This window comes from Ochrobactrum sp. S1502_03, from assembly GCF_044435015.1.
GTDB classification, from domain to species: Bacteria; Pseudomonadota; Alphaproteobacteria; order Rhizobiales; family Rhizobiaceae; genus Brucella; species Brucella chromiisoli.
In genome coordinates this window covers 1-18,766 of sequence record NZ_JAYEXN010000040.1, presented here as the reverse complement: position 1 = coordinate 18,766, position 18,766 = coordinate 1, and the positions used below count along the sequence as shown (strand labels likewise).

The window sequence follows — 18,766 nt, the reverse complement described above, 5'->3', positions numbered from 1 at the left end:
ATGGCACCCACAAAAGCCAGATCGGCGCGCATCACAGAATTGAAAATATGGGGCCTTTATGGCCTCGGGTTCGTTCCGGCTGTCTGGGCGTTTTATTTAGGTGCAAGCAATCAACTTGGCGCTGATCCTGTCAAAAGCTTCGAGCATATGCTTGGGCTTTGGGCGCTCCGCTTTCTGATTCTGACGCTGCTTGTCACACCCATCCGTGACCTGACAGGCATCAGCTTTTTACGCTATCGCCGGGCACTCGGATTGCTCGCCTTTTATTATGTGCTGATGCATATGGCCGTCTATATGGTTCTGGATCAGGCTCTCAATATTCAGGTGGTTATTGCCGATATTATCCGCCGCCCCTTCATCACCATTGGCATGATCAGCTTTGTGCTTTTGATACCGCTGGCGCTCACCTCCAACATGTGGTCAATCCGCAAGCTCGGTCGGCGCTGGGTCACATTGCACAAACTGGTCTATATAGCTTTTGCCGGTGGCGCGCTCCATTTCCTCATGTCCGTCAAAAGCTGGCCCGCAGAGCCAATCATCTATGCAGCAATTGTCGCAGTACTTCTGCTATGGCGTGTGGCACGTCCCTTTACCAAACCGACCAAACAAATAAAGCGCTCACAACAGACAGCGGCAATACTCAAGAAATAAGCGCGCTGCTGTTTTTTTCTGCAAGTTTTAATCTGGCGGATAAATTGCCCGCAACAAAGGATTGGCAATGACATAACAATGCAAATCATGCCAGTATCGCCACAGTTTTGATAAACGAAGCTGCCGACGAATATGAGATGTCCATGTCTTCTAAAGTAAAATCCAAGTCCTTACGCTTCGCAGGCAAATTCGTCTTCATCCTATTCGTTATAATCTTTACAATCTGGTCAAGCTTCGGGATGTGGTTTCAGCTGCCCTTTGGCAACGCTGTGCGCGGCTCAATCATTACAGCCTGGATTGCCATTGCGCTTTGGGTGATTGCAGGCGAGCGGCAATTCTTTTGCCGCCGCAAACGGCTGCTTTTCTGTCTGCTCGCACTTGTGTTTCTGGGTTGGTGGGCCACCATCCGCCCCTCGCTTGACCGCATCTGGGCGCCTGATGTCGCCCGCACTGTCACCGGTAAAATTGATGGCAATCAGGTCACGCTTTTCAATGTGCGTGATTTCGACTGGCGGACAACAGACGATTTCACACCAAACTGGAAAGACGAAACCTACGACCTCGACAAAATAAGCTCCGTGGATGCATATCTGTCCTACTGGACAGGCCCGGCAATTGCGCACACCCTTTTGTCGTTCGGCTTTGAAGATGGACGCCACGTTGTCTTCTCCGGCGAAATCCGCAAAGAGCACCACGAAGTCTATTCGGCGATCGGTGGTTTCTTCCGAGAGTTTGAACTTGCAATGATCGCTGCCGAAGAAAGCGACATTATTTTCCTGCGCACCAATGTGCGCGACGAAGACGTCTATCGCTATCAGATCGATCTGTCACCGGCAGCGGCAAAAGAACTGTTTCTCTCCTATGTAGAACGCGCCAACGATCTGGCCCAACAACCCAGATTCTACAACACTGTGGTTACGAACTGCACGACCATCATTTTCCAGATGGTGCGCGTGCTCGATCCGGGCATTCCATTCGATTACCGCATTCTTCTGTCTGGATATCTGCCGGATTATCTTCACGAGCATGGCTGGCTCAAGGATCAGGGCACGATAGAACAGATAAGGGAGCGTGCATCGATTGATGCAAAGGCACAGGCAGGCGGCCGCGAAAACTATTCAGAGCGCATACGCAAATAAAAAACCCCGCTCGCGCAGGGTTTTAAATCAATCAGCAAATTGCAATCTATCAGATTGCAGCCGTAATGATGATTTCGACCTTGTAATCAGGCGTTGCAAGTGCTGCTTCACCGGTCGCGCGGGCTGGCGTGTTGGCCTTGTCGACCCAGCTATCCCAAACCGCGTTCATTTCGCCAAAATCCTTCATGTCTGCAAGCCAGATGATGGCCTGAAGAATCTTCGACTTGTCCGAACCTGCGGCCGCGAGAAGACGGTCAACTTCAGCCAGAACAGCCTTGGTCTGATCGGTCACGCTTTCGCCCGGATTTCCAACCTGCCCAGCGAGATAAACGGTATTGCCGTGAACAACGGCCTGGCTCATGCGTGGTCCGACTTCGATACGACGGATGCTCATGGTGAACTCCTCTCATGACTGCTGCGGAATTGACCCGCATGTAAAAATGTTGCGCATCCTTATGAAAGCCTCCGCCCGCTTTGGCAATGCTGAACTGCTGATACGCTTGAGATTTCTTGCCGGACGATTGACTCTTCAGGCACCTTTCCCTATAAGCCGCAGCACGTTCGCCCATGGGGGTTAATGGATGGCTTTCGCTGTCTTCCTTTTGGGTTAAGAACCAGCTCCTGTTCAATAGACAGAACCAAGAAGGGCCGCACACCGCGGTATTAAATAAATGAAGCGCACTTTCCAGCCATCAAACATCGTCCGCAAGCGTCGTCACGGTTTCCGTGCACGCATGGCAACTGCTGCAGGACGTAAGGTTCTTGCCGCTCGCCGTTCGCGCGGCCGCAAGCGGCTTTCCGCTTAATCTTTCCCCGCGCGACCAGCGCGGTGAATAAAGATATGAAAAAGCAGAAACAAATACTCCGCCTTCGCAAGAGAGCGGAGTTTTTGTCTGTCAGGAATGGTGAAAAACGGCGTGGTCCACTGTTTCTTTTGGAGGTCCGGGAACGGTCTGAAGAAGAATCTAAAGCCGCGAAAATCGGCGAAAAACCCCGCGCAGGCTTCACCGTCACCAAGAAAAACGGCAATGCAGTGGTACGAAATCGTATCCGTCGCAGGTTAAGAGAAGCGGTTCGTTGTCACGTAGGGAGTGACATGGCGCCTTCTACAGACTATGTGATCGTAGCACGCGAGCAAGCACTCACTGCGCCCTTTTCGCAGCTCACCGCAGAACTCTCCAAACGCATAAAAGCGACGGATGGACGGCGGAGTGAAAAGAAACGCCGAACGGAAAGACCGGAATCAGGACCCGTCAATGGAAAATAATCGTAATTTCTTCATCACCATTGCCCTGTCCATCCTTGTATTGACTCTGTGGCAAGTGTTTTATCTGGGCCCGAAATCGGAAGCCCAGCGGGAGCAAACACGTATTGAAGAGCAACAGCGCCAGACCCAGCAGGCAACCCAAAGTGGTGCAGCTGGCGATACCCCGCAGTTGCCCAATACAGCTTCCGGCACAGTTCCGGGTCATAGCGATGGTGCAGCCGCAGCTGGAACACTCACCCGTGAAGCTGCTGTTGCGCAGTCGCAACGCGTTGACATCGATACGCCCTCCCTGCGCGGTTCGATCAACCTGACCGGTGCACGTCTTGATGATCTCTATCTCAAGAAATATCGTGAAACGGTCAATCCAGATTCACCTGAAATCGAACTGCTTGCGCCATCTGCACTGAAGCAGGGCTATTTCGTCGAGCTCGGCTTCACAGGCAATGAGACAACCGGAACTGTTCCCGGCCCCAATACTGTCTGGACGGTTGAAGGCAACAACAAGCTGACGCCATCGTCGCCGGTTACACTGACTTACACCAACGACAAGAACATCACCTTCAAGCGCGTCATCTCAGTCGATGATGCCTATATGTTCGAGGTTGATGACACGATCACAAACAACGCAGGCGCGCCGGTTTCGCTGGCCTCCTATGGTCGCGTCACCCGCTTCAACCAGCCTGAGCACGCAAGCGCAACCTATGTTCTCCATGAAGGCCTGATCGGCGTCATGGGCCAGGACGGCTTGCAGGAAATCAAATATTCCAAGGTTGAAGACGACAAGGACATTTCGTTCAAGGATGTCACTGGCGGCTGGGTCGGTATCACCGACAAATACTGGGCGGCGACGCTCGTTCCACCTCAGAATGAAAAATTCACCGCGCGTTTCTCGCACTTTACCGATGGACGTCCGCGTTATCAGTCCGATCTTCTTGGCGCACCAATCACGATTGATGCCGGTCAGTCGCAGACGATCAAGAACCATGTTTTCGCTGGTGCGAAAGTGGTTCAGGAAATCCAGAACTACGAAACAAAGCTTGGTATCAAGCAGTTCGAGCTGCTGATCGACTGGGGCTGGTTCTACTTCATCACCAAGCCGATGTTCTACCTCATCGACTGGATTTACAAGTTCTCCGGCAATTTCGGCGTCGCCATTCTGGTTGTCACTGTTCTGCTCAAGGGTCTTTTCTTCCCGCTTGCCAACAAGTCGTACAAGTCGATGGCACGCATGAAGCTGGTGCAGCCTAAAATGACGGAAATCCGCGAAAAATATGCGGATGACAAGATGAAGCAGCAGCAGGAAATGATGCAGCTTTACAAGCAGGAGAAGATTAATCCGCTTGCAGGTTGCTGGCCGGTGCTGGTTCAGATTCCGGTGTTTTTTGCGCTCTATAAGGTTCTCTACGTCACCATTGAAATGCGCCATGCGCCGTTCTTTGGCTGGATTCACGACCTTGCGGCACCAGATCCAACATCGATCTTCAATCTGTTTGGTCTGTTGCCTTATGCAGTGCCAGCCTTCCTGATGATCGGCGTCTGGCCAATCATTATGGGCATCACCATGTTCCTTCAGATGCGCATGAACCCAACGCCTCCAGATCCAACACAGGCGATGATCTTCACCTGGATGCCAATCATCTTCACGTTCATGCTGGCATCGTTCCCGGCCGGACTTGTGATCTACTGGGCATGGAACAACACATTGTCGATCCTCCAGCAGGGCTTCATCATGAAGCGTCAGGGGGTAAAGATCGAACTCTTCGACAATATCAAAGCCCTCTTCAAGCGAAAGCCAAAAGAGGCGAAAAAGTAAAAAGACAAAAGCCCGGTCGTAAGATCGGGCTTTTTTTGTGCTCCATCATGCTCAGCGGTTGACAATGCAGCGCATAGCATTGATGCGTGTACTTAATAAAAGACACGTATCAGGAAGACCACATTGAGCGATCAGGATAAAAAGCAGGCAGCCGCCCAGTTAGCAGCAGATGCAGCCCGCGCAGCACACGCAGCTTTGGTCGAAGAAGGGCGCCTGCTCTTCAAAAAATCGTGGATCTTCATTCGTGGTGTGCCTTCGATGAAATTCCTGCCACCGGAAGGTCCGGTTGAAATTGCCTTTGCAGGTCGTTCCAATGTTGGCAAATCATCGCTGATCAATGCGCTTGTTGGCAAAAAGGGCCTTGCCCGTACATCCAACACGCCGGGCCGCACACAGGAACTCAACTATTTCGTTCCCGATGGTTATTCCGGCGAGAATGGTGATCTGCCACCGCTCGCTCTGGTCGACATGCCGGGCTATGGTTTTGCGGAAGCGCCAAAATCCCATGTCGATGCTTGGACGCGTCTCGTATTCGACTATCTGCGTGGACGCACCACCTTGAAGCGCGTTTATGTGCTCATTGACTCGCGCCACGGCATCAAGAAAAACGACGCCGAAGTGCTCGATCTGCTCGACAAGGCTGCCGTTTCTTATCAGATCGTCCTGACCAAGATCGACAAGATCAAGGCCGCAGGCATTCCACGCCTGATCGAAGAAACCAACGCACTCACGAAAAAGCGTGCGGCATGCTTCCCCGGCATCATCACAACCTCATCTGAAAAAGGCTTGGGCCTTGATGAGTTGCGCGCAGCCATTGCGCTCGTCGCAAAGCAATAAGTGACGGCAAATGCCCGCGAAGCACGTAAGAGCTTCGCAACGGCACGCATCTTGCTCCAATAACCGGTTTCTACTTTTGCGTATGCGCTCTAACTGGGGCACACAGTGGGCTGATGGTTTAGCCCCTGATTAAGCCGCTCAAATCGCATGGTGGTGTTCGCACCATCGCGCATGATGTGAAGAACATAAATGCTGTCAAAATCATCGCCACGCCACTTGGGAACGATGGTTTTGTCGCCCCCGTTATCCGTTAAAAGCCCTTCGGCAAGCTTGGCGATCTGCTTGTGCTCCCAGCTGATCAGCACCGTCTTGCCAGCATATTCTGGCTGCTCAAGCACTTTCTGCAACGCTCTGATATCCTGATAGCCAAAACGCGTGTCTACAGGCATTCCAAAGGCGATCGCTGTCGGCTCAATCGTGGCGAGCGGACGATTATAAGCGTAGCTTACGCCCTTATCCTCCTTCATCTGTGCAGGGTCGGGCGCAAAAATCACATCCGGCTTGCCAAATTTTTGCGCGATCACCGCAGGCAGTTTCAGCGACCGGTTAAGCCCCTGACAATTGAGTTGTCCAAGGCCCTGCTCCGGCTTTTCGCCATGGCGCAGCATGATGATCGTTTCTGTGGTCGATGCCGCCTGCGAAGCACTGATACCCGCCAGCAAAATCAAAGACGTAAAAAATACGCGTCGCATAAAATTATTCCATTCAAGAATATGCAAATGAGCAATCTTCTAACGCTCACAAAAGATTTTAATGCGGCGATCTTTCGCAACGCATTCAAATTATCGCGAACAAAAAACGGAAAACCGTTTTACACCGCACCGCATATTGCTTAGAAAAGCCTGCCTCTCTTGCCTCTGTCGCCAGCCATGGAAACCGCGATGACGACTCTTGAAAATCCTGAAATGCAAGCGCAACTCCTGTCCGCAGCCCTGCCCTATATGCAGCGCTATGAAAACAAGAATGTCGTCGTCAAATATGGCGGCCACGCTATGGGCAACCCGGAGCTGGGCAAAGCCTTCGCCCGCGACATAGCGCTTTTAAAACAATCAGGCATCAATCCGATCGTTGTTCATGGCGGTGGTCCGCAGATTCAGGCCATGCTGACCAAGCTCGGCATCGAATCGCGCTTTGAAGGCGGCCTTCGCGTCACCGATGAAAAGACGGTTGAAGTGGTGGAAATGGTTCTGGCCGGTTCCATCAACAAGGAAATTGTCGCCCTCATTAACGCTGAAGGTGAATGGGCTATTGGTCTTTGTGGCAAAGACGGTAATTTGGTTTTTGCGCAAAAAGCGCACAAGACAGTGCTCGACCCGGATTCCAACATTGAAAAAGTGCTTGATCTGGGCTTTGTCGGCGAACCCGCCGAAGTTGACCGCACACTTCTCGATCTTTTGGCGCGCTCCGAAATGATCCCGGTTATTGCGCCTGTGGCTCCGGGTCGCGATGGTCACACCTACAACATCAATGCCGATACATTTGCAGGCGCTATTGCTGGCGCGCTGGCTGCAACACGCCTTCTGTTCCTGACGGATGTTCCGGGCGTTCTCGACAAGGATAAGAACCTGATCAAGGAATTATCCGTCGCCGATGCACAGGCGCTGATCAAAGACGGCACGATTTCCGGCGGCATGATTCCGAAGGTTGAAACCTGTATCGATGCGATCCGTCGCGGCGTTGAGGGCGTGGTCATTCTCAATGGCAAGACACCGCATGCGGTCCTGCTCGAACTTTTCACCGAGCATGGCGCCGGCACGCTGATCGTGCCGTAATAAAACCATGACCAACCAACCCGACACTCCAGCCTTTGCCCATGTCACTGACTGGATATTCGATCTCGACAATACGCTCTATCCGCATGCAACCGATCTGTTTTCGCAGATCGACGTGCGGATGACGAGCTATGTCGAGACCCTCCTGAAATTGCCGCGTGAGGAAGCGCGCAAGATTCAGAAGCAGTTTTATCTGGAATATGGCACCACGCTGAAAGGCCTGATGGAATGCCATCAGATTGATCCCGACGACTTTCTCAAAAAGGTCCACGACATTGATTACACATGGTTGAAACCGGACCCGGCACTGGGGGAAGCCATTCGCGCCCTCCCCGGCCGCCGTTTCATCTTCACCAATGGTGATCGCGGCCATGCAGAACGTGCAGCACAACAGCTCGGTATTCTCGATGATTTCGACGATATTTTCGACATCGTTGCAGCAGGCCTGACGCCCAAACCAGAGCGCGTCACTTATGATCGTTTTCTTGGAGCATTCGGCGTTGATGCACAAAAGGCTGTGATGTTCGAAGATCTGGCGCGCAATCTTGTTGTGCCAAAAACATTGGGCATGAAAACCGTGCTGGTGGTTCCAAACAATTTTGAACCCACATTCTCCGAAATATGGGAAAGCGATCCAGAATTCACCGATCAGGTCGATTATGTCACCGACAATCTGACCCAGTTTCTACAAACCATTATTGCAGAGCGATAAAAAAGCCCGGCTGATAACAGCCGGGCTTCTACATTCTTATTCAGAGATTGTAGAATTTTTTGATCTCATCCCATGCTTCGTCCGCAGTCTCAACAAAAGTCAGCAGCTCAATATCCGCAGGCGAAATTGTGCCTTGCTCTGCCAGAAACTCGATATTGATCGCCTTGCTCCAGAAATCTTTACCAAACAGGATGAGCGGCATACGCTCCATACGGTCTGTCTGAATCAGCGTCATCGCTTCAAAGAGTTCATCCATCGTACCGAAGCCGCCGGGGAAGACGCAGACGGCCTTTGCACGCATCAGAAAATGCATTTTGCGCAGCGCAAAATAATGGAAGTTGAAGCAGAGTTCTGGCGTTACATACGCGTTTGGTGCCTGCTCATGCGGCAACACGATATTAAGGCCAATGGTCGGCGCACCAACATCGGCGGCACCGCGGTTGCCAGCCTCCATCACGCCCGGACCGCCGCCTGTGACAATGATGAATTCACGATAATAGGTGGTTGCCGAATATTCCGAGCAGATGCGGGCAAATTTGCGCGCTTCTTCATAATAGCGCGCATTGGCCTCAAGGTTTTTTTTCTGCACTTCGTTCTTCGCAGCCCAGGCTTGACCGCCCGGCTCCGGAATACGTGCGCCGCCGAACATGACAACCGTAGACTTGATGCCACGATCTGCAAGGATCAGCTCTGGTTTAAGAAGCTCAAGCTGAAGCCGGACCGGACGCATGTCGCGTCGGGTCATGAAGTCATCGTCCATAAAGGCAAGACGATATGCCGGAGCTTCGGTCTGAGGTGTCTGAGGCACAGTGCGCGCCTGTTTAACGGCTTCCTCAGAATTGGGGAAAGGCGTCCAGCCGGACTTCTCCATTGGGTTCATGCTTGCCTGCTCCTTCAATTTCAATGCGTATTGATGCCTTAGCATCAATTTGGGCGCTAAATTCTTAATCTGGCCCAACCGCGTTCAGTTATTTCCCACAATATCGCGATTGACCCATATGTTCCCTTCGCTTAATCACTTCTGTGACAACTGCCGACCAAAAGACGGCAGCCGCTTATCCTGCCATTTTATGGAGACCGCCATATGACCAAGCCAGATTTCGCCTCCCTTGAAAAGGTCATCGAAAAGGCTTTTGACGAGCGCGATGGCATTAACACGACAACACGCGGCGAAGTGCGCGATGCTGTTGAGCAGTCGCTGCTTATGCTTGATCGCGGTGAAGCGCGTGTGGCAGAAAAACAGGCGGACGGCAACTGGCAGGTTAATCAGTGGCTCAAGAAAGCCGTCCTGCTTTCTTTCCGTCTCAACCCGATGGAAGTCATCAAGGGTGGCCCCGGCCAGTCTTCCTGGTGGGACAAGGTTCCTTCCAAGTTCGACGGCTGGACAGCCAATGAATTCGAAAAGGCCGGTTTCCGCGCTGTTCCAAACTGCGTTGTCCGTCATTCTGCTTACATCGCGCCCAACGCGATTCTGATGCCGTCTTTCGTCAACCTCGGCGCTTATGTCGATGAAGGAACGATGGTCGACACCTGGGCAACTGTGGGCTCCTGTGCACAGATCGGCAAGAACGTGCATCTTTCCGGCGGCGTCGGCATTGGCGGCGTTCTGGAACCAATGCAGGCAGGCCCGACCATCATCGAAGACAACTGCTTCATTGGTGCGCGTTCGGAAGTCGTCGAAGGCTGTATCGTTCGCGAAGGTGCCGTGCTCGGCATGGGTGTGTTTATTGGTAAGTCGACCAAGATCGTCGACCGTGCGACAGGCGAAGTCTTCTACGGCGAAGTCCCACCATATTCGGTCGTTGTTGCTGGCACCATGCCCGGCAAAAACGTCCCGGGCGAAAACTGGGGGCCAAGCCTTTATTGCGCCGTGATCGTCAAACGCGTCGATGAAAAGACCCGCTCCAAGACCTCGATCAATGAATTGCTGCGCGACTAATTTGTCCGCATGACCAAACCAAAAAGGCGAAGCCCGAAAGCTTCGCCTTTTTTTAAGAATAATCCGAAAGCACTTCGACGACTGCCAATGCAGGCAAAGTCAAACGCTCAATCAGGAATACCTCAATGCCAGTCCCCTTGCGGATAGCTTGCAGGTGAAGCATCGCCAAACCGATGCGCTGATCCATCGTGACGATGGAGGCGGTTCGCGCGGCTGGGGTTATGGTTTCCACTATTAATGGATGCAGGTGCAGTATAATCCACATCCCTCTTCATGGCGGAAATGGATGGATTGCCAGGGAGAATGTTTAATTTATCCTGGGCGGCCATAGCGGGCGGTTCACCAACGAAAGGATTTTCAGCGTAAGCAGCTCCCGCGCTCAACGTTAGGGTGAGGATAGCAATCGAAATTTTTTTCATTTTTCAAACCTTTTAAGTAAAAAATTCAGATATATTTAATCAATTAAATTACTATACTTTTAAAAAACATATATTCAGTAACAGCAATATTTACGGACAGTATTTGATGCGGGCCGCCTTGATAAAATTGACAAGGCAGTCCGCAAACAAGCTCTCAAATTTAGTTCTGGTAGCTTGATGGCGATGCATCACCAAAACGATGTGCGGAACCATCGCTATAGGTCTGCGTGTGAATGGAAGCAGGAGCGGTGTAATCGACGCCCTGTGTTGCCACTGGCGTACGATCATTTGCATAAAGATCAGCTGGTATACCAACATTTGGGTTTTCAGCGAAAGCGGCACCGGCGCTCAGAGCAAGAGCGGCTGCAGCAAGAACGAACTTCTTCATTTTCATAGTCCTTCTATCCCCCCATCGGATGGCAAGCAGCCATCCTCCGGGGAGATGTGTTAAATTCTCTGTCTTCTTGATCAATCTATGAGCACCTTGGGAGGGCGTACTCACGATGTGATCGACTGGCTATGACACGATAAAATCGAAGCCCCATAACCAGATTTTTGATCAAATGCTTAGTTCTGGTAGCTTGATGGCGATGCATCACCGAAGCGGTTTGCAGAACCATCCTTATAGGTCGAATTGATCGACGCAGGGGCCGAGTAATCAACACCCTGTGTTGCCACTGGCGTACGGTCATTTGCATAAAGATCAGCTGGTTCACCAACATGTGGGTTTTCAGCAAAAGCAGCACCGGCGCTCAGAGCAAGCGCAGCAGCAGCAAGAACAAACTTATTCATTTTCTATCTCCTTAGTCACATGACGACGTTCTGCGCATCGTCCTGATGCACCTCAAATGGGTGACAGTGGGAGAAAGTTCCAGTCACAAAAATGTTTTCTTAATCACACATTCGTGCAAACAATTTTTTCACAACCAACCGGTTTGTTGAAAAATACTCTTTACAAACAATTATTTAAATCATATATCAGCATTCACGCAACTGTTATAAGGGTATTTTTGTTCATTTTTCCTGAACAGTCTGTTTGCAATCACTGTATATTAATATCGAACAATAAAGCTCATTGGCGACAATTTGGTAGCTGAACATTTCATCCTCGACATGATCCGCAAATCAGTTTTGACAGCGTTTGAATGCTTTATCCGCACGCACCCAACCGGAAAAATAATAGGGCCGCACAATGCGACCCTGTCCATTTTCTTCAAAAGATAACTGCCTTTTGCAAAGGCAGCCACCCCATATCAATTATTAGCAACCGTCATACCTCGGCCTGCAATCGACACCCATTGACCGGAATTGCCCGGCGACTGCATCTTGATATAGCGATATGATGTCTTCTCCAGCGGCAGCACTTCCGAGCGCATATTGTCGAGAATAAAGTCGCCATGATCCGTGCGCACGCTCAGCACAATATGCGCCTCGCTGCCCTGAACCATGGTAATCAGAAGCTGCGACGCGCTGATACCCTTTGCCAAAAGCTTGGCACGCTTTAAAAGCACATAGTCTTCACAATCACCCTTGCCATTCTTCGGAATAGTCCAGTAATCGCGCTTACCGTAATTATCCTGATCGGAAACCGGCTTGATGGCAGCATTAACGGATGCGTTGACGGCTTGCAGCATCTTCATGCGATCAGGTGTCAGCTTCATAGGAGCCTGCACATGATGTGAACCGCAATCACGCGGGTTACGCTTGCAATAATCAAGATGCCCATAGGGAATGCTGGTCAGTCCACCGGCTTCACTCCATTGCGCAGCTTTGGCCGGTAAAAGTGACGCTCCGAAAATTATAGCTGCTGATGCACAAACCAGTAAACGCATGGCAGATTCCCATTTTTAAAATGTCGCCAGAAACAATTTCAAGTGACAATTCCCCAGTTGACCGGCCCATTTTCTGGATCTCGCTATCAACCTTTTTTTAACTAACGATGACAAAGCCCCTCTGGTCAAGGAAATTTCATTCGCAAATTGCAACGGCCTGAGAAAAGCTGCGATTTTTACACACCCTCGAACTTGTTTATCGAAAGAGGCGATTGCTATTTCATCTGAAAGCTTCCCGATCTAATCTCAGGCCCATACGATTCCCGGAACAAAGCATCGACATCATGAGCCTTCCTACCAATCCCGCCGATAACCTCGCCGCTCTCCTCCGCTGCCCGTCCGTAACGCCCGCTGAAGGTGGCGCGCTGACGGCCTTAGAAGCGATGCTTGAGCCAATGGGCTTTTCCATTCAGCGCCCGGTCTTCACGGACGAAGACACGCCGGACATTGAAAACCTTTATGCGCGCAAATCCGGAAATGGCGCTCATCTAATGTTTGCAGGCCACACCGATGTCGTGCCTCCGGGCAATGAGAGCGACTGGAAACACCCGCCTTTCTCTGCCGCGATCGAAGACGGCATCATGTATGGCCGTGGCGCAGTCGATATGAAGGGCGGCATCGCCTGCTTTGTGGCTGCTGTTGCGCGCCATATTGAAAAGCATGACAGCCTCAAGGGCAGCATCTCCTTCCTCATCACAGGTGATGAAGAAGGACCGGCCGTTAACGGCACCGAAAAGCTGCTGCAATGGGCCAAGGACAGGGGTGAAACCTGGGACGCTTCCCTTGTTGGCGAACCAACCAACCCGAACACCCTCGGCGACATGATCAAGATCGGGCGTCGCGGCTCGATCTCCGGCACAATCACAGTGCATGGCGTGCAGGGTCACGCTGCTTATCCGCATCTGGCAGAAAATCCGGTTCGTGGCGTCACCACGCTGATCGACGGCCTGCTTTATCCGGCTTTCGATGAAGGCACGGCTGATTTTCAGGCCAGCAACATGGAAGTGACAACGGTTGATGTGGGCAACACGGCAACCAACGTCATCGCCAACAAGGCAACCGCTTCCTTCAATATCCGCTTCAACGATTCATGGACCGCAGACAGCCTGAAGGCCGAGATCATCTCGCGCCTTGAAAAGGCTTCGCGCAACGACCGTCTGCGTCCGGGCCGGGAAGCCCCAATCAAGTATGAGCTGACATGGCGCGAGAACCCGAGCCACGTGTTTCTCACCCGCGACGAAAAGCTGATCGGCACACTGACCGCTTCTGTGGAAGCGGTCACCGGCAAGCGCCCGGCGCTTTCCACGTCAGGCGGCACATCGGACGCGCGTTTCATCAAGGATTATTGTCCGGTGGTTGAATTCGGGCTTGTCGGACAGACCATGCACATGGTTGACGAACGTGTCGCCTTGTCTGATCTTGAAGGTCTCACACAGATTTACGAACGATTCATCGCTGATTTTTTTGGCTAGAGGAACGCCATGCCCAGTCTGGATGATGTTTTCAGATATTTCACGGGCGTCTGGAAGATGATGCTTGGCCGCAAGGACGGCCTCGCATATCTCGACATCTCCGCAGAAGATTTCTGGACATCTTTCTATGCGATTGTCGTCGCTCTTCCGCCGCTTTTAGCAACATGGGTTGCCTATGCGGCGGATCTGACCGCAGGGAGCGATGAGGCAGGCATACGCCTTGCCATCGTCATGCGCGCCGCATTTGTGGATGTTGCCGCATGGGTCATCCCACTCGCAATCGTCGGGATGCTTGCCAAACGGATTGGCATTGCAAAGCGCTATGCAGCCTATGTAATCGCCATCAATTGGGGCAGCGCCTTTCTCGCATGGCTTTTTGCGCCAATCACACTGCTGCAGCTGTTCTTTCCGGGTTTTCTTGATATCGCGACACTGTTTGCGCTGGTGCTCTTCACCATCTCAATCATCCTGAGCTACCGGCTGACCTTTATCGTGCTGCAACGCCCACACGCTTATGTGGCCCCGTTCTTTGCCTGCATGTTCTTCGGCTCACTGTTTATCACAGTGTTCCTGCAACAGCTTTTTGGCATCGGAATTGGCGCGAACAGTTTTTAAAACGGAAACGGGTAATCAACGCCAATCAGATAGAGACCATAAGGCGGCGCAACCTGACCGCAGGCTTTGCGATCTTTGGCCTCGAGTGCGGCCTGCAAATCATCAGCCGTCCAGCGGCCAACCCCCACTTCCATCAGGCTTCCCGCAAAGGAGCGCACCTGATTATGCAGGAACGAACGCGCTGAAACGCGCATTTCGACATAATCGCCATTGCGCGTGACATCGAGCCGGTCAAGCGTTTTGATCGGGCTTTTTGCCTGACATTGCGTTGCGCGAAATGTCGTAAAATCATGTTCGCCCAGAAGCCGCTTGGCAGCCTCATGCATCGCTTCGTGGTCAAGGCGTTTCTGCACCCACCAAACGCGCTGATAATCAATCGCCAGCGGCGCACGACGATTGTGAATGCGATAAAGATAGTGCCGGGCACGCGCCGAAAAACGCGCGTCAAAGGCATCCGTCGTCTTCTCGACATTGAGAATGCTGATGCGTTCATCAGCCATCACCAGATGCGCATTGAGCGCATCGCGCACTTTCGCAGCACCCCAATCTTTTGTCAGATCGACATGAATGACCTGCGCGCTCGCATGAACGCCTGCATCAGTGCGGCCTGCCGCGCTCAACGTGAGATCTTCGCCGCAGAACTTTTTAAACGCCTGCTCAATTGCGTTCTGAACAGCATGGCCATTTTCCTGCCGCTGCCAGCCGACATAAGGCGTGCCGTCATATTCGACAGTGATCTTGTAACGAGGCACCGCTCAGAGAACCTTCGTCACTGTTGCACCACGCAAAAACTCCTGCGCAGGCAAAGGCTTACCGCCTGAACGTTGTAGCGTGACGAGCCGCACAGCACCCTCGCCGCACGCGATCGTCAGGCGATCGTCAAGTACAGTGCCCGGAGCGCCGCTTCCCTCGCCCAATGTAGAGCGCTGGAGTTTGACACGTTCAACCGCGCCGTTGATTTCCATCTCGCACCAGGCGCCCGGAAATGGTGAGATGCCGCGGATCGTGTTGTGAACGTCCTTCGCAGGCTTCGACCAGTCGATACGCGCCTCGGCCTTATCGATCTTGGCGGCATAGGTCACACCTTCCTCAGCCTGCGGCTGAAGAGTGAGACTTTCGCGCTCAAGCGCACCAAGCGCACGCACCATCAGATCGGCACCGATCATGCTGAGACGATCATGCAGCTCACCAGCTGTCATGTCCGGCGTGATCGCAACTTTTTCGGCCATGGCGATAGGACCGGTATCAAGCCCCGCGTCCATTTTCATGATCATCATGCCGGTTTCAGTGTCGCCCGACATGATGGCGCGCTGAATGGGAGCAGCCCCGCGCCAGCGCGGCAGAAGCGAGGCATGACCATTGTAACATCCAAGGCGCGGCGCATCGAGAATGGCCTGCGGCAGCAGCAGGCCATAGGCCACGACGATTGCCACATCCGCTTCAAGGCTCGCAAAGACGTCTTGCTCTTCCGCGCCTTTCAGGCTTTTCGGCGTGAAGACCGGAATGCCGAATTCCTCGGCCTTTTCATGCACCGGCGACTTTGTCAGTTCCAGTCCGCGACGGCCAGCCGGACGCGGTGGCTGCGAATAAACCGCAACGACATCATAGCCCTGTCCGATGATGGCTGTGAGGATTGGCACGGAGAAATCCGGCGTCCCCATAAAGATAATCCGCATCACAAAGCCCTGTTTGACGCGCGCTGGCTGGCGAGCTTCTTGAACTTCTTGATGACCATATCGCGCTTGAGCTTGGAGATATGATCGATAAACAGTATGCCATTGAGATGGTCGATTTCATGCTGCAAACAGGTCGCCATCAGCCCATCGGCTTCTATCGACTTTTCCTTGCCGTCCGCATCGAAATAATTGACCGTGATACTCGCAGGCCGCTCGACCTCCGCATAATAATCCGGGATCGAAAGACAGCCTTCTTCATAGACGCTGCGTTCGTCTGATGAGGCGACAATCTCCGGATTGATGAAGACATGCGGCGCCTTGGGCTCGTCTTCCTTGGCAAGATCAATGACAAGCATCTGCAGAGGTTCGCCCACCTGAATGGCGGCAAGGCCAATGCCCGGCGCGTCATACATCGTGTCGAGCATGTCGCCGGCAAATTTGCGCAACTGATCGTCAAAGCGCTCGACAGGCTTGGAAAGCTGGCGCAGGACGGGATCGGGAAGGATGATGAGCGGTTTAATAGACATGCGCTTCACGTAATCGCTTGCGCAAGAATCGTCAATTGTAACTTGCAAAATGTTCTTGTTTTGATCTCATCAAGACGACACGAATCAGTTAAGCTTGTGCAATGGAAAACCAGAATCTCTTGAACGAACCGCTTTTGCAGCTTGGTGCAACCTCTTTCACGCTGGGAAATATTCTCCTTGCGGGCATTGTTGTGCTGGTCATTTGCCTCGCTATTTTTCTCATTGCGGCAGCGCGTTCTGCGCGTCTCAGAGCTGTTGCGGAAGCGCAGGCTGAGGACCGTGCGCGCGATGCGGAATATCGCATGGCGGAGATTTTGAAGGCACAATCTGAAATGCAGGGTCGCATGCAGACCATGGCCGAAGTTTTTGGCTCACGGCAGGCCGAGCTCAATCAGTCAATACGCGAACGGCTCGATGGCATGACCCATCGCATCGGCCAGACCATGACCGAGCAAACCCGTTCGACCCATGAAAACCTCGCAAAGTTGCAGGAGCGTCTGGCGGTTATCGACACGGCGCAGAACAATATCCAGTCGCTTGCCGGTCAGGTCGTGCAGTTGCAGGCAATCCTTGCCAACAAGCAGACGCGCGGTGCCTTTGGCCAGTCGCGCATGGAAGCGATCATTGCCGATGGTCTGCCGCAGGGCGCTTATGAGTTTCAGGCGACACTGTCCAATGGCACGCGCCCCGATTGCCTTGTTAAAATGCCAAACAACGCGCCATCACTGGTCATCGACGCGAAATTCCCGCTTGAGGCATGGAATTCCATGCGCGAAACGGAAGCGCCGGAAGCACGCAAGACAGCCGTTGCACAGTTCCGCCGCGATATGGAAGTGCATATCAAGGATGTTTCCGACAAATATCTGATTACCGGCGAAACACAGGACACGGCTTTCCTGTTTGTCCCATCGGAATCCATTTTTGCCGATATTCATGAGCATTTTGAAGCGCTGATCCAGCGCGCGCACCGGGCGCGGATCGTCATTGTCTCGCCATCGCTCCTGATGCTGTCCATTCAGGTTATTCAGGCGATCTTAAAAGATGCCCGTATGCGCGAACAGGCGCATGTCATTCAGGGTGAAGTGATCCGCCTGATGGAAGATGTGGGTCGCCTTGATGAGCGTGTGCGCAAGCTGCAAACCCATTTCTTGCAGGCCAACAAGGATATTGATGACATTCTGGTGTCTTCCAATAAAGTCACCAAGCGCGGTGCAAAGATTGAAGCGCTTGAATTTGGTCCGGCACCGGCTGAAGAAACACCGCGCAACCCGACACGCTCAGCAGAGAACTCTGGCAGTCAGCTGCATCTTCGTGTTGTTGACGAAGATTAGGACACTTCCAGCAAAACCGTTTCGCGCTTTTACGGAGGATAATGCGTAAAAGCAGGCAGATAGGACATAAGTCCTGTCGGCGTGAAACGAGAATCGGTGAAGCAATGCTTCAAGTAAAAGGGGCATGTGAACACGTTCACATGCCAGGTTTTATGGAAGTGCACCCCTGCTCGAAGATTGGCATTCTCACCCACCGCATGATCGGCGCGGTGGGTGGAGATTATTCGGTTGAAATCAGGTGAAACTCTCTCAGCAATGCCCCAATCTCGGTAGAGTCGAGCTTTTTTATCAATAGCTTTCGGAGAAATTCAGGACCGGGAATACCGACCGGTTTGCCGTCTCTGAGAGGACCAATCGCGGCGAGCAGCGTGCGAATATCATAAGTCGAGTTAAAGACCTCAGGCACACCACGTTCGACATTGAGCAATGTATAGACTGCCTCCATGGGGGTGCGCACGGAATATTCCGTCGTGAAAACGCAGTCCCGCTGCTTTGATTCAGCAAACTGACCGATGAATGCGAAGTTGACCGCCCCCTGCGGCACCACATCCGGCCGGTCTCCGGCCTGACGTGGCATAAAGAACGCGGTGATATAAGGCATCATCACCGGCACAGTCCGTGCACCTGTTGCAGCCAGTTCCGGGATATCCTCGACCGGCACACCGAGTGTTGGTTTTCACGCGGAACTGAGCCGGTTTTTTCACCGAGAATTGAGCCACCTTCGAGTATGTTTTTCAGATCATGGTTTGGTCAAGGGATTGGGT

General features: G+C 52.5%; 22 protein-coding genes and 1 pseudogene. 12 read left to right on the top strand and 11 right to left on the bottom strand.

The window, feature by feature from the left end; translation table 11 throughout:
* Positions 1 to 651, top strand: coding sequence for a protein-methionine-sulfoxide reductase heme-binding subunit MsrQ (msrQ, locus tag VBH83_RS17145; RefSeq protein ID WP_265986511.1), 651 nt, complete (start codon positions 1 to 3; stop codon positions 649 to 651).
* A 143-nt stretch (positions 652 to 794) separates the two neighbouring features.
* Positions 795 to 1,790 carry a DUF4105 domain-containing protein gene (locus tag VBH83_RS17140; RefSeq protein WP_396998762.1) on the top strand — a complete coding sequence of 332 codons (996 nt, stop codon included), beginning with the start codon at positions 795 to 797 and terminating at the stop codon, positions 1,788 to 1,790.
* A 49-nt stretch (positions 1,791 to 1,839) separates the two neighbouring features.
* Here VBH83_RS17140 and VBH83_RS17135 read toward each other — a convergent pair whose 3' ends face one another.
* Positions 1,840 to 2,184 (bottom strand): RidA family protein, encoded by a 345-nt coding sequence (locus VBH83_RS17135; protein WP_265986509.1) that lies wholly within the window; start codon positions 2,182 to 2,184, stop codon positions 1,840 to 1,842.
* A 277-nt stretch (positions 2,185 to 2,461) separates the two neighbouring features.
* On the opposite strand from VBH83_RS17135, the gene rpmH reads away from it, so the two are divergent.
* The 4 genes from rpmH (at position 2,462) to yihA (ending at position 5,707) form a co-directional block, all read left to right on the top strand.
* Positions 2,462 to 2,596, top strand: a complete 135-nt coding sequence (rpmH, locus tag VBH83_RS17130; RefSeq protein ID WP_265986508.1) for a 50S ribosomal protein L34 — start codon at positions 2,462 to 2,464, stop codon at positions 2,594 to 2,596.
* A 35-nt stretch (positions 2,597 to 2,631) separates the two neighbouring features.
* Positions 2,632 to 3,057, top strand: a complete 426-nt coding sequence (rnpA, locus tag VBH83_RS17125) for a ribonuclease P protein component (protein ID WP_265986507.1) — start codon at positions 2,632 to 2,634, stop codon at positions 3,055 to 3,057.
* Positions 3,047 to 4,870, top strand: a complete 1,824-nt coding sequence (gene yidC, locus VBH83_RS17120) for a membrane protein insertase YidC (protein WP_265986506.1) — start codon at positions 3,047 to 3,049, stop codon at positions 4,868 to 4,870. Before rnpA ends, yidC begins: the two co-directional genes overlap by 11 nt.
* Positions 4,871 to 4,993: 123 nt before the next feature.
* The gene (gene yihA / locus VBH83_RS17115) at positions 4,994 to 5,707 is read left to right on the top strand and encodes a ribosome biogenesis GTP-binding protein YihA/YsxC (protein ID WP_323054572.1); all 714 of its coding nucleotides are present in this window, start codon (positions 4,994 to 4,996) and stop codon (positions 5,705 to 5,707) included.
* Positions 5,708 to 5,796: 89 nt separating this feature from the next.
* Here yihA and VBH83_RS17110 read toward each other — a convergent pair whose 3' ends face one another.
* Entirely contained in the window at positions 5,797 to 6,399 is a 603-nt protein-coding gene (locus tag VBH83_RS17110) for a hypothetical protein (RefSeq protein WP_265986505.1), read from the bottom strand.
* A gap of 189 nt (positions 6,400 to 6,588) precedes the next feature.
* On the opposite strand from VBH83_RS17110, the gene argB reads away from it, so the two are divergent.
* Positions 6,589 to 7,479, top strand: a complete 891-nt coding sequence (gene argB / locus VBH83_RS17105; RefSeq protein WP_265986504.1) for an acetylglutamate kinase — start codon at positions 6,589 to 6,591, stop codon at positions 7,477 to 7,479.
* A 7-nt stretch (positions 7,480 to 7,486) separates the two neighbouring features.
* Positions 7,487 to 8,191 (top strand): pyrimidine 5'-nucleotidase, encoded by a 705-nt coding sequence (locus tag VBH83_RS17100; protein WP_265986503.1) that lies wholly within the window; start codon positions 7,487 to 7,489, stop codon positions 8,189 to 8,191.
* 40 nt (positions 8,192 to 8,231) lie between these two features.
* Here the strand turns inward: VBH83_RS17100 and VBH83_RS17095 are convergent, their stop codons facing one another.
* Positions 8,232 to 9,071 (bottom strand): LOG family protein, encoded by an 840-nt coding sequence (locus VBH83_RS17095; RefSeq protein WP_265986502.1) that lies wholly within the window; start codon positions 9,069 to 9,071, stop codon positions 8,232 to 8,234.
* 204 nt (positions 9,072 to 9,275) lie between these two features.
* Here VBH83_RS17095 and dapD point away from each other — a divergent pair, with 204 nt between their 5' ends.
* Complete coding sequence (dapD, locus tag VBH83_RS17090) at positions 9,276 to 10,130, top strand: 2,3,4,5-tetrahydropyridine-2,6-dicarboxylate N-succinyltransferase (RefSeq protein WP_265986501.1); 855 nt, start codon at positions 9,276 to 9,278, stop codon at positions 10,128 to 10,130.
* Between the two features lie 122 nt (positions 10,131 to 10,252).
* On the opposite strand, the gene VBH83_RS17085 is transcribed toward dapD, so the two are convergent.
* The 4 genes from VBH83_RS17085 to VBH83_RS17070 form a co-directional block, all read right to left on the bottom strand.
* Complete coding sequence (locus tag VBH83_RS17085) at positions 10,253 to 10,549, bottom strand: hypothetical protein (protein ID WP_265986500.1); 297 nt, start codon at positions 10,547 to 10,549, stop codon at positions 10,253 to 10,255.
* A 160-nt stretch (positions 10,550 to 10,709) separates the two neighbouring features.
* The gene (locus VBH83_RS17080) at positions 10,710 to 10,937 is read right to left on the bottom strand and encodes a hypothetical protein (RefSeq protein WP_265986499.1); all 228 of its coding nucleotides are present in this window, start codon (positions 10,935 to 10,937) and stop codon (positions 10,710 to 10,712) included.
* A 179-nt stretch (positions 10,938 to 11,116) separates the two neighbouring features.
* Positions 11,117 to 11,341, bottom strand: a complete 225-nt coding sequence (locus tag VBH83_RS17075) for a hypothetical protein (protein ID WP_265986498.1) — start codon at positions 11,339 to 11,341, stop codon at positions 11,117 to 11,119.
* Between the two features lie 461 nt (positions 11,342 to 11,802).
* Positions 11,803 to 12,381, bottom strand: a complete 579-nt coding sequence (locus tag VBH83_RS17070) for a transglutaminase-like cysteine peptidase (protein ID WP_265986497.1) — start codon at positions 12,379 to 12,381, stop codon at positions 11,803 to 11,805.
* Between the two features lie 284 nt (positions 12,382 to 12,665).
* On the opposite strand from VBH83_RS17070, the gene dapE reads away from it, so the two are divergent.
* A complete protein-coding gene (gene dapE / locus VBH83_RS17065) occupies positions 12,666 to 13,853 on the top strand; it encodes a succinyl-diaminopimelate desuccinylase (protein WP_265986496.1) in 1,188 nt (395 codons plus the stop codon).
* Between the two features lie 9 nt (positions 13,854 to 13,862).
* Positions 13,863 to 14,468: a hypothetical protein gene (locus VBH83_RS17060; RefSeq protein WP_265986495.1), complete on the top strand. Its 606-nt coding sequence runs from the start codon at positions 13,863 to 13,865 to the stop codon at positions 14,466 to 14,468.
* Here VBH83_RS17060 and truA read toward each other — a convergent pair.
* Genes truA through def form a run of 3 tightly spaced genes read right to left on the bottom strand, consistent with a single transcriptional unit; the run spans position 14,465 to position 16,671 of the window.
* Entirely contained in the window at positions 14,465 to 15,220 is a 756-nt protein-coding gene (gene truA / locus VBH83_RS17055; RefSeq protein ID WP_265986494.1) for a tRNA pseudouridine(38-40) synthase TruA, read from the bottom strand. The two genes, VBH83_RS17060 and truA, sit on opposite strands and share 4 nt — an antisense overlap.
* A 3-nt stretch (positions 15,221 to 15,223) precedes the next feature.
* The gene (gene fmt / locus VBH83_RS17050; protein WP_396998754.1) at positions 15,224 to 16,144 is read right to left on the bottom strand and encodes a methionyl-tRNA formyltransferase; all 921 of its coding nucleotides are present in this window, start codon (positions 16,142 to 16,144) and stop codon (positions 15,224 to 15,226) included.
* Entirely contained in the window at positions 16,144 to 16,671 is a 528-nt protein-coding gene (gene def / locus VBH83_RS17045; protein WP_265986492.1) for a peptide deformylase, read from the bottom strand. The genes fmt and def overlap by 1 nt, the downstream gene beginning before the upstream one ends.
* A gap of 101 nt (positions 16,672 to 16,772) precedes the next feature.
* Between def and VBH83_RS17040 the strand changes: the two genes are divergently transcribed.
* Positions 16,773 to 18,002, top strand: coding sequence for a DNA recombination protein RmuC (locus tag VBH83_RS17040; protein ID WP_265986491.1), 1,230 nt, complete (start codon positions 16,773 to 16,775; stop codon positions 18,000 to 18,002).
* 220 nt (positions 18,003 to 18,222) lie between these two features.
* Here the strand turns inward: VBH83_RS17040 and VBH83_RS17035 are convergent.
* Positions 18,223 to 18,669 (bottom strand): annotated as a pseudogene (locus tag VBH83_RS17035) (oleate hydratase); the annotation flags it as partial.
* Between the last annotated feature and the right edge of the window lie 97 nt (positions 18,670 to 18,766).

Coding starts and splice junctions, on each gene's coding strand:
- VBH83_RS17085 (WP_265986500.1), bottom strand. CDS start 10,549: ATGAAAAAAATTTCGATTGCTATCCTCACCCTAACGTTGAGCGCGGGA.
- dapE (WP_265986496.1), top strand. CDS start 12,666: ATGAGCCTTCCTACCAATCCCGCCGATAACCTCGCCGCTCTCCTCCGC.
- VBH83_RS17075 (WP_265986498.1), bottom strand. CDS start 11,341: ATGAATAAGTTTGTTCTTGCTGCTGCTGCGCTTGCTCTGAGCGCCGGT.
- rpmH (WP_265986508.1), top strand. CDS start 2,462: ATGAAGCGCACTTTCCAGCCATCAAACATCGTCCGCAAGCGTCGTCAC.
- VBH83_RS17135 (WP_265986509.1), bottom strand. CDS start 2,184: ATGAGCATCCGTCGTATCGAAGTCGGACCACGCATGAGCCAGGCCGTT.
- VBH83_RS17140 (WP_396998762.1), top strand. CDS start 795: ATGTCTTCTAAAGTAAAATCCAAGTCCTTACGCTTCGCAGGCAAATTC.
- yidC (WP_265986506.1), top strand. CDS start 3,047: ATGGAAAATAATCGTAATTTCTTCATCACCATTGCCCTGTCCATCCTT.
- dapD (WP_265986501.1), top strand. CDS start 9,276: ATGACCAAGCCAGATTTCGCCTCCCTTGAAAAGGTCATCGAAAAGGCT.
- msrQ (WP_265986511.1), top strand. CDS start 1: ATGGCACCCACAAAAGCCAGATCGGCGCGCATCACAGAATTGAAAATA.
- VBH83_RS17095 (WP_265986502.1), bottom strand. CDS start 9,071: ATGAACCCAATGGAGAAGTCCGGCTGGACGCCTTTCCCCAATTCTGAG.
- VBH83_RS17080 (WP_265986499.1), bottom strand. CDS start 10,937: ATGAAGAAGTTCGTTCTTGCTGCAGCCGCTCTTGCTCTGAGCGCCGGT.
- VBH83_RS17100 (WP_265986503.1), top strand. CDS start 7,487: ATGACCAACCAACCCGACACTCCAGCCTTTGCCCATGTCACTGACTGG.
- VBH83_RS17070 (WP_265986497.1), bottom strand. CDS start 12,381: ATGCGTTTACTGGTTTGTGCATCAGCAGCTATAATTTTCGGAGCGTCA.
- VBH83_RS17110 (WP_265986505.1), bottom strand. CDS start 6,399: ATGCGACGCGTATTTTTTACGTCTTTGATTTTGCTGGCGGGTATCAGT.
- def (WP_265986492.1), bottom strand. CDS start 16,671: ATGTCTATTAAACCGCTCATCATCCTTCCCGATCCCGTCCTGCGCCAG.
- VBH83_RS17040 (WP_265986491.1), top strand. CDS start 16,773: ATGGAAAACCAGAATCTCTTGAACGAACCGCTTTTGCAGCTTGGTGCA.
- fmt (WP_396998754.1), bottom strand. CDS start 16,144: ATGCGGATTATCTTTATGGGGACGCCGGATTTCTCCGTGCCAATCCTC.
- VBH83_RS17060 (WP_265986495.1), top strand. CDS start 13,863: ATGCCCAGTCTGGATGATGTTTTCAGATATTTCACGGGCGTCTGGAAG.
- rnpA (WP_265986507.1), top strand. CDS start 2,632: ATGAAAAAGCAGAAACAAATACTCCGCCTTCGCAAGAGAGCGGAGTTT.
- argB (WP_265986504.1), top strand. CDS start 6,589: ATGACGACTCTTGAAAATCCTGAAATGCAAGCGCAACTCCTGTCCGCA.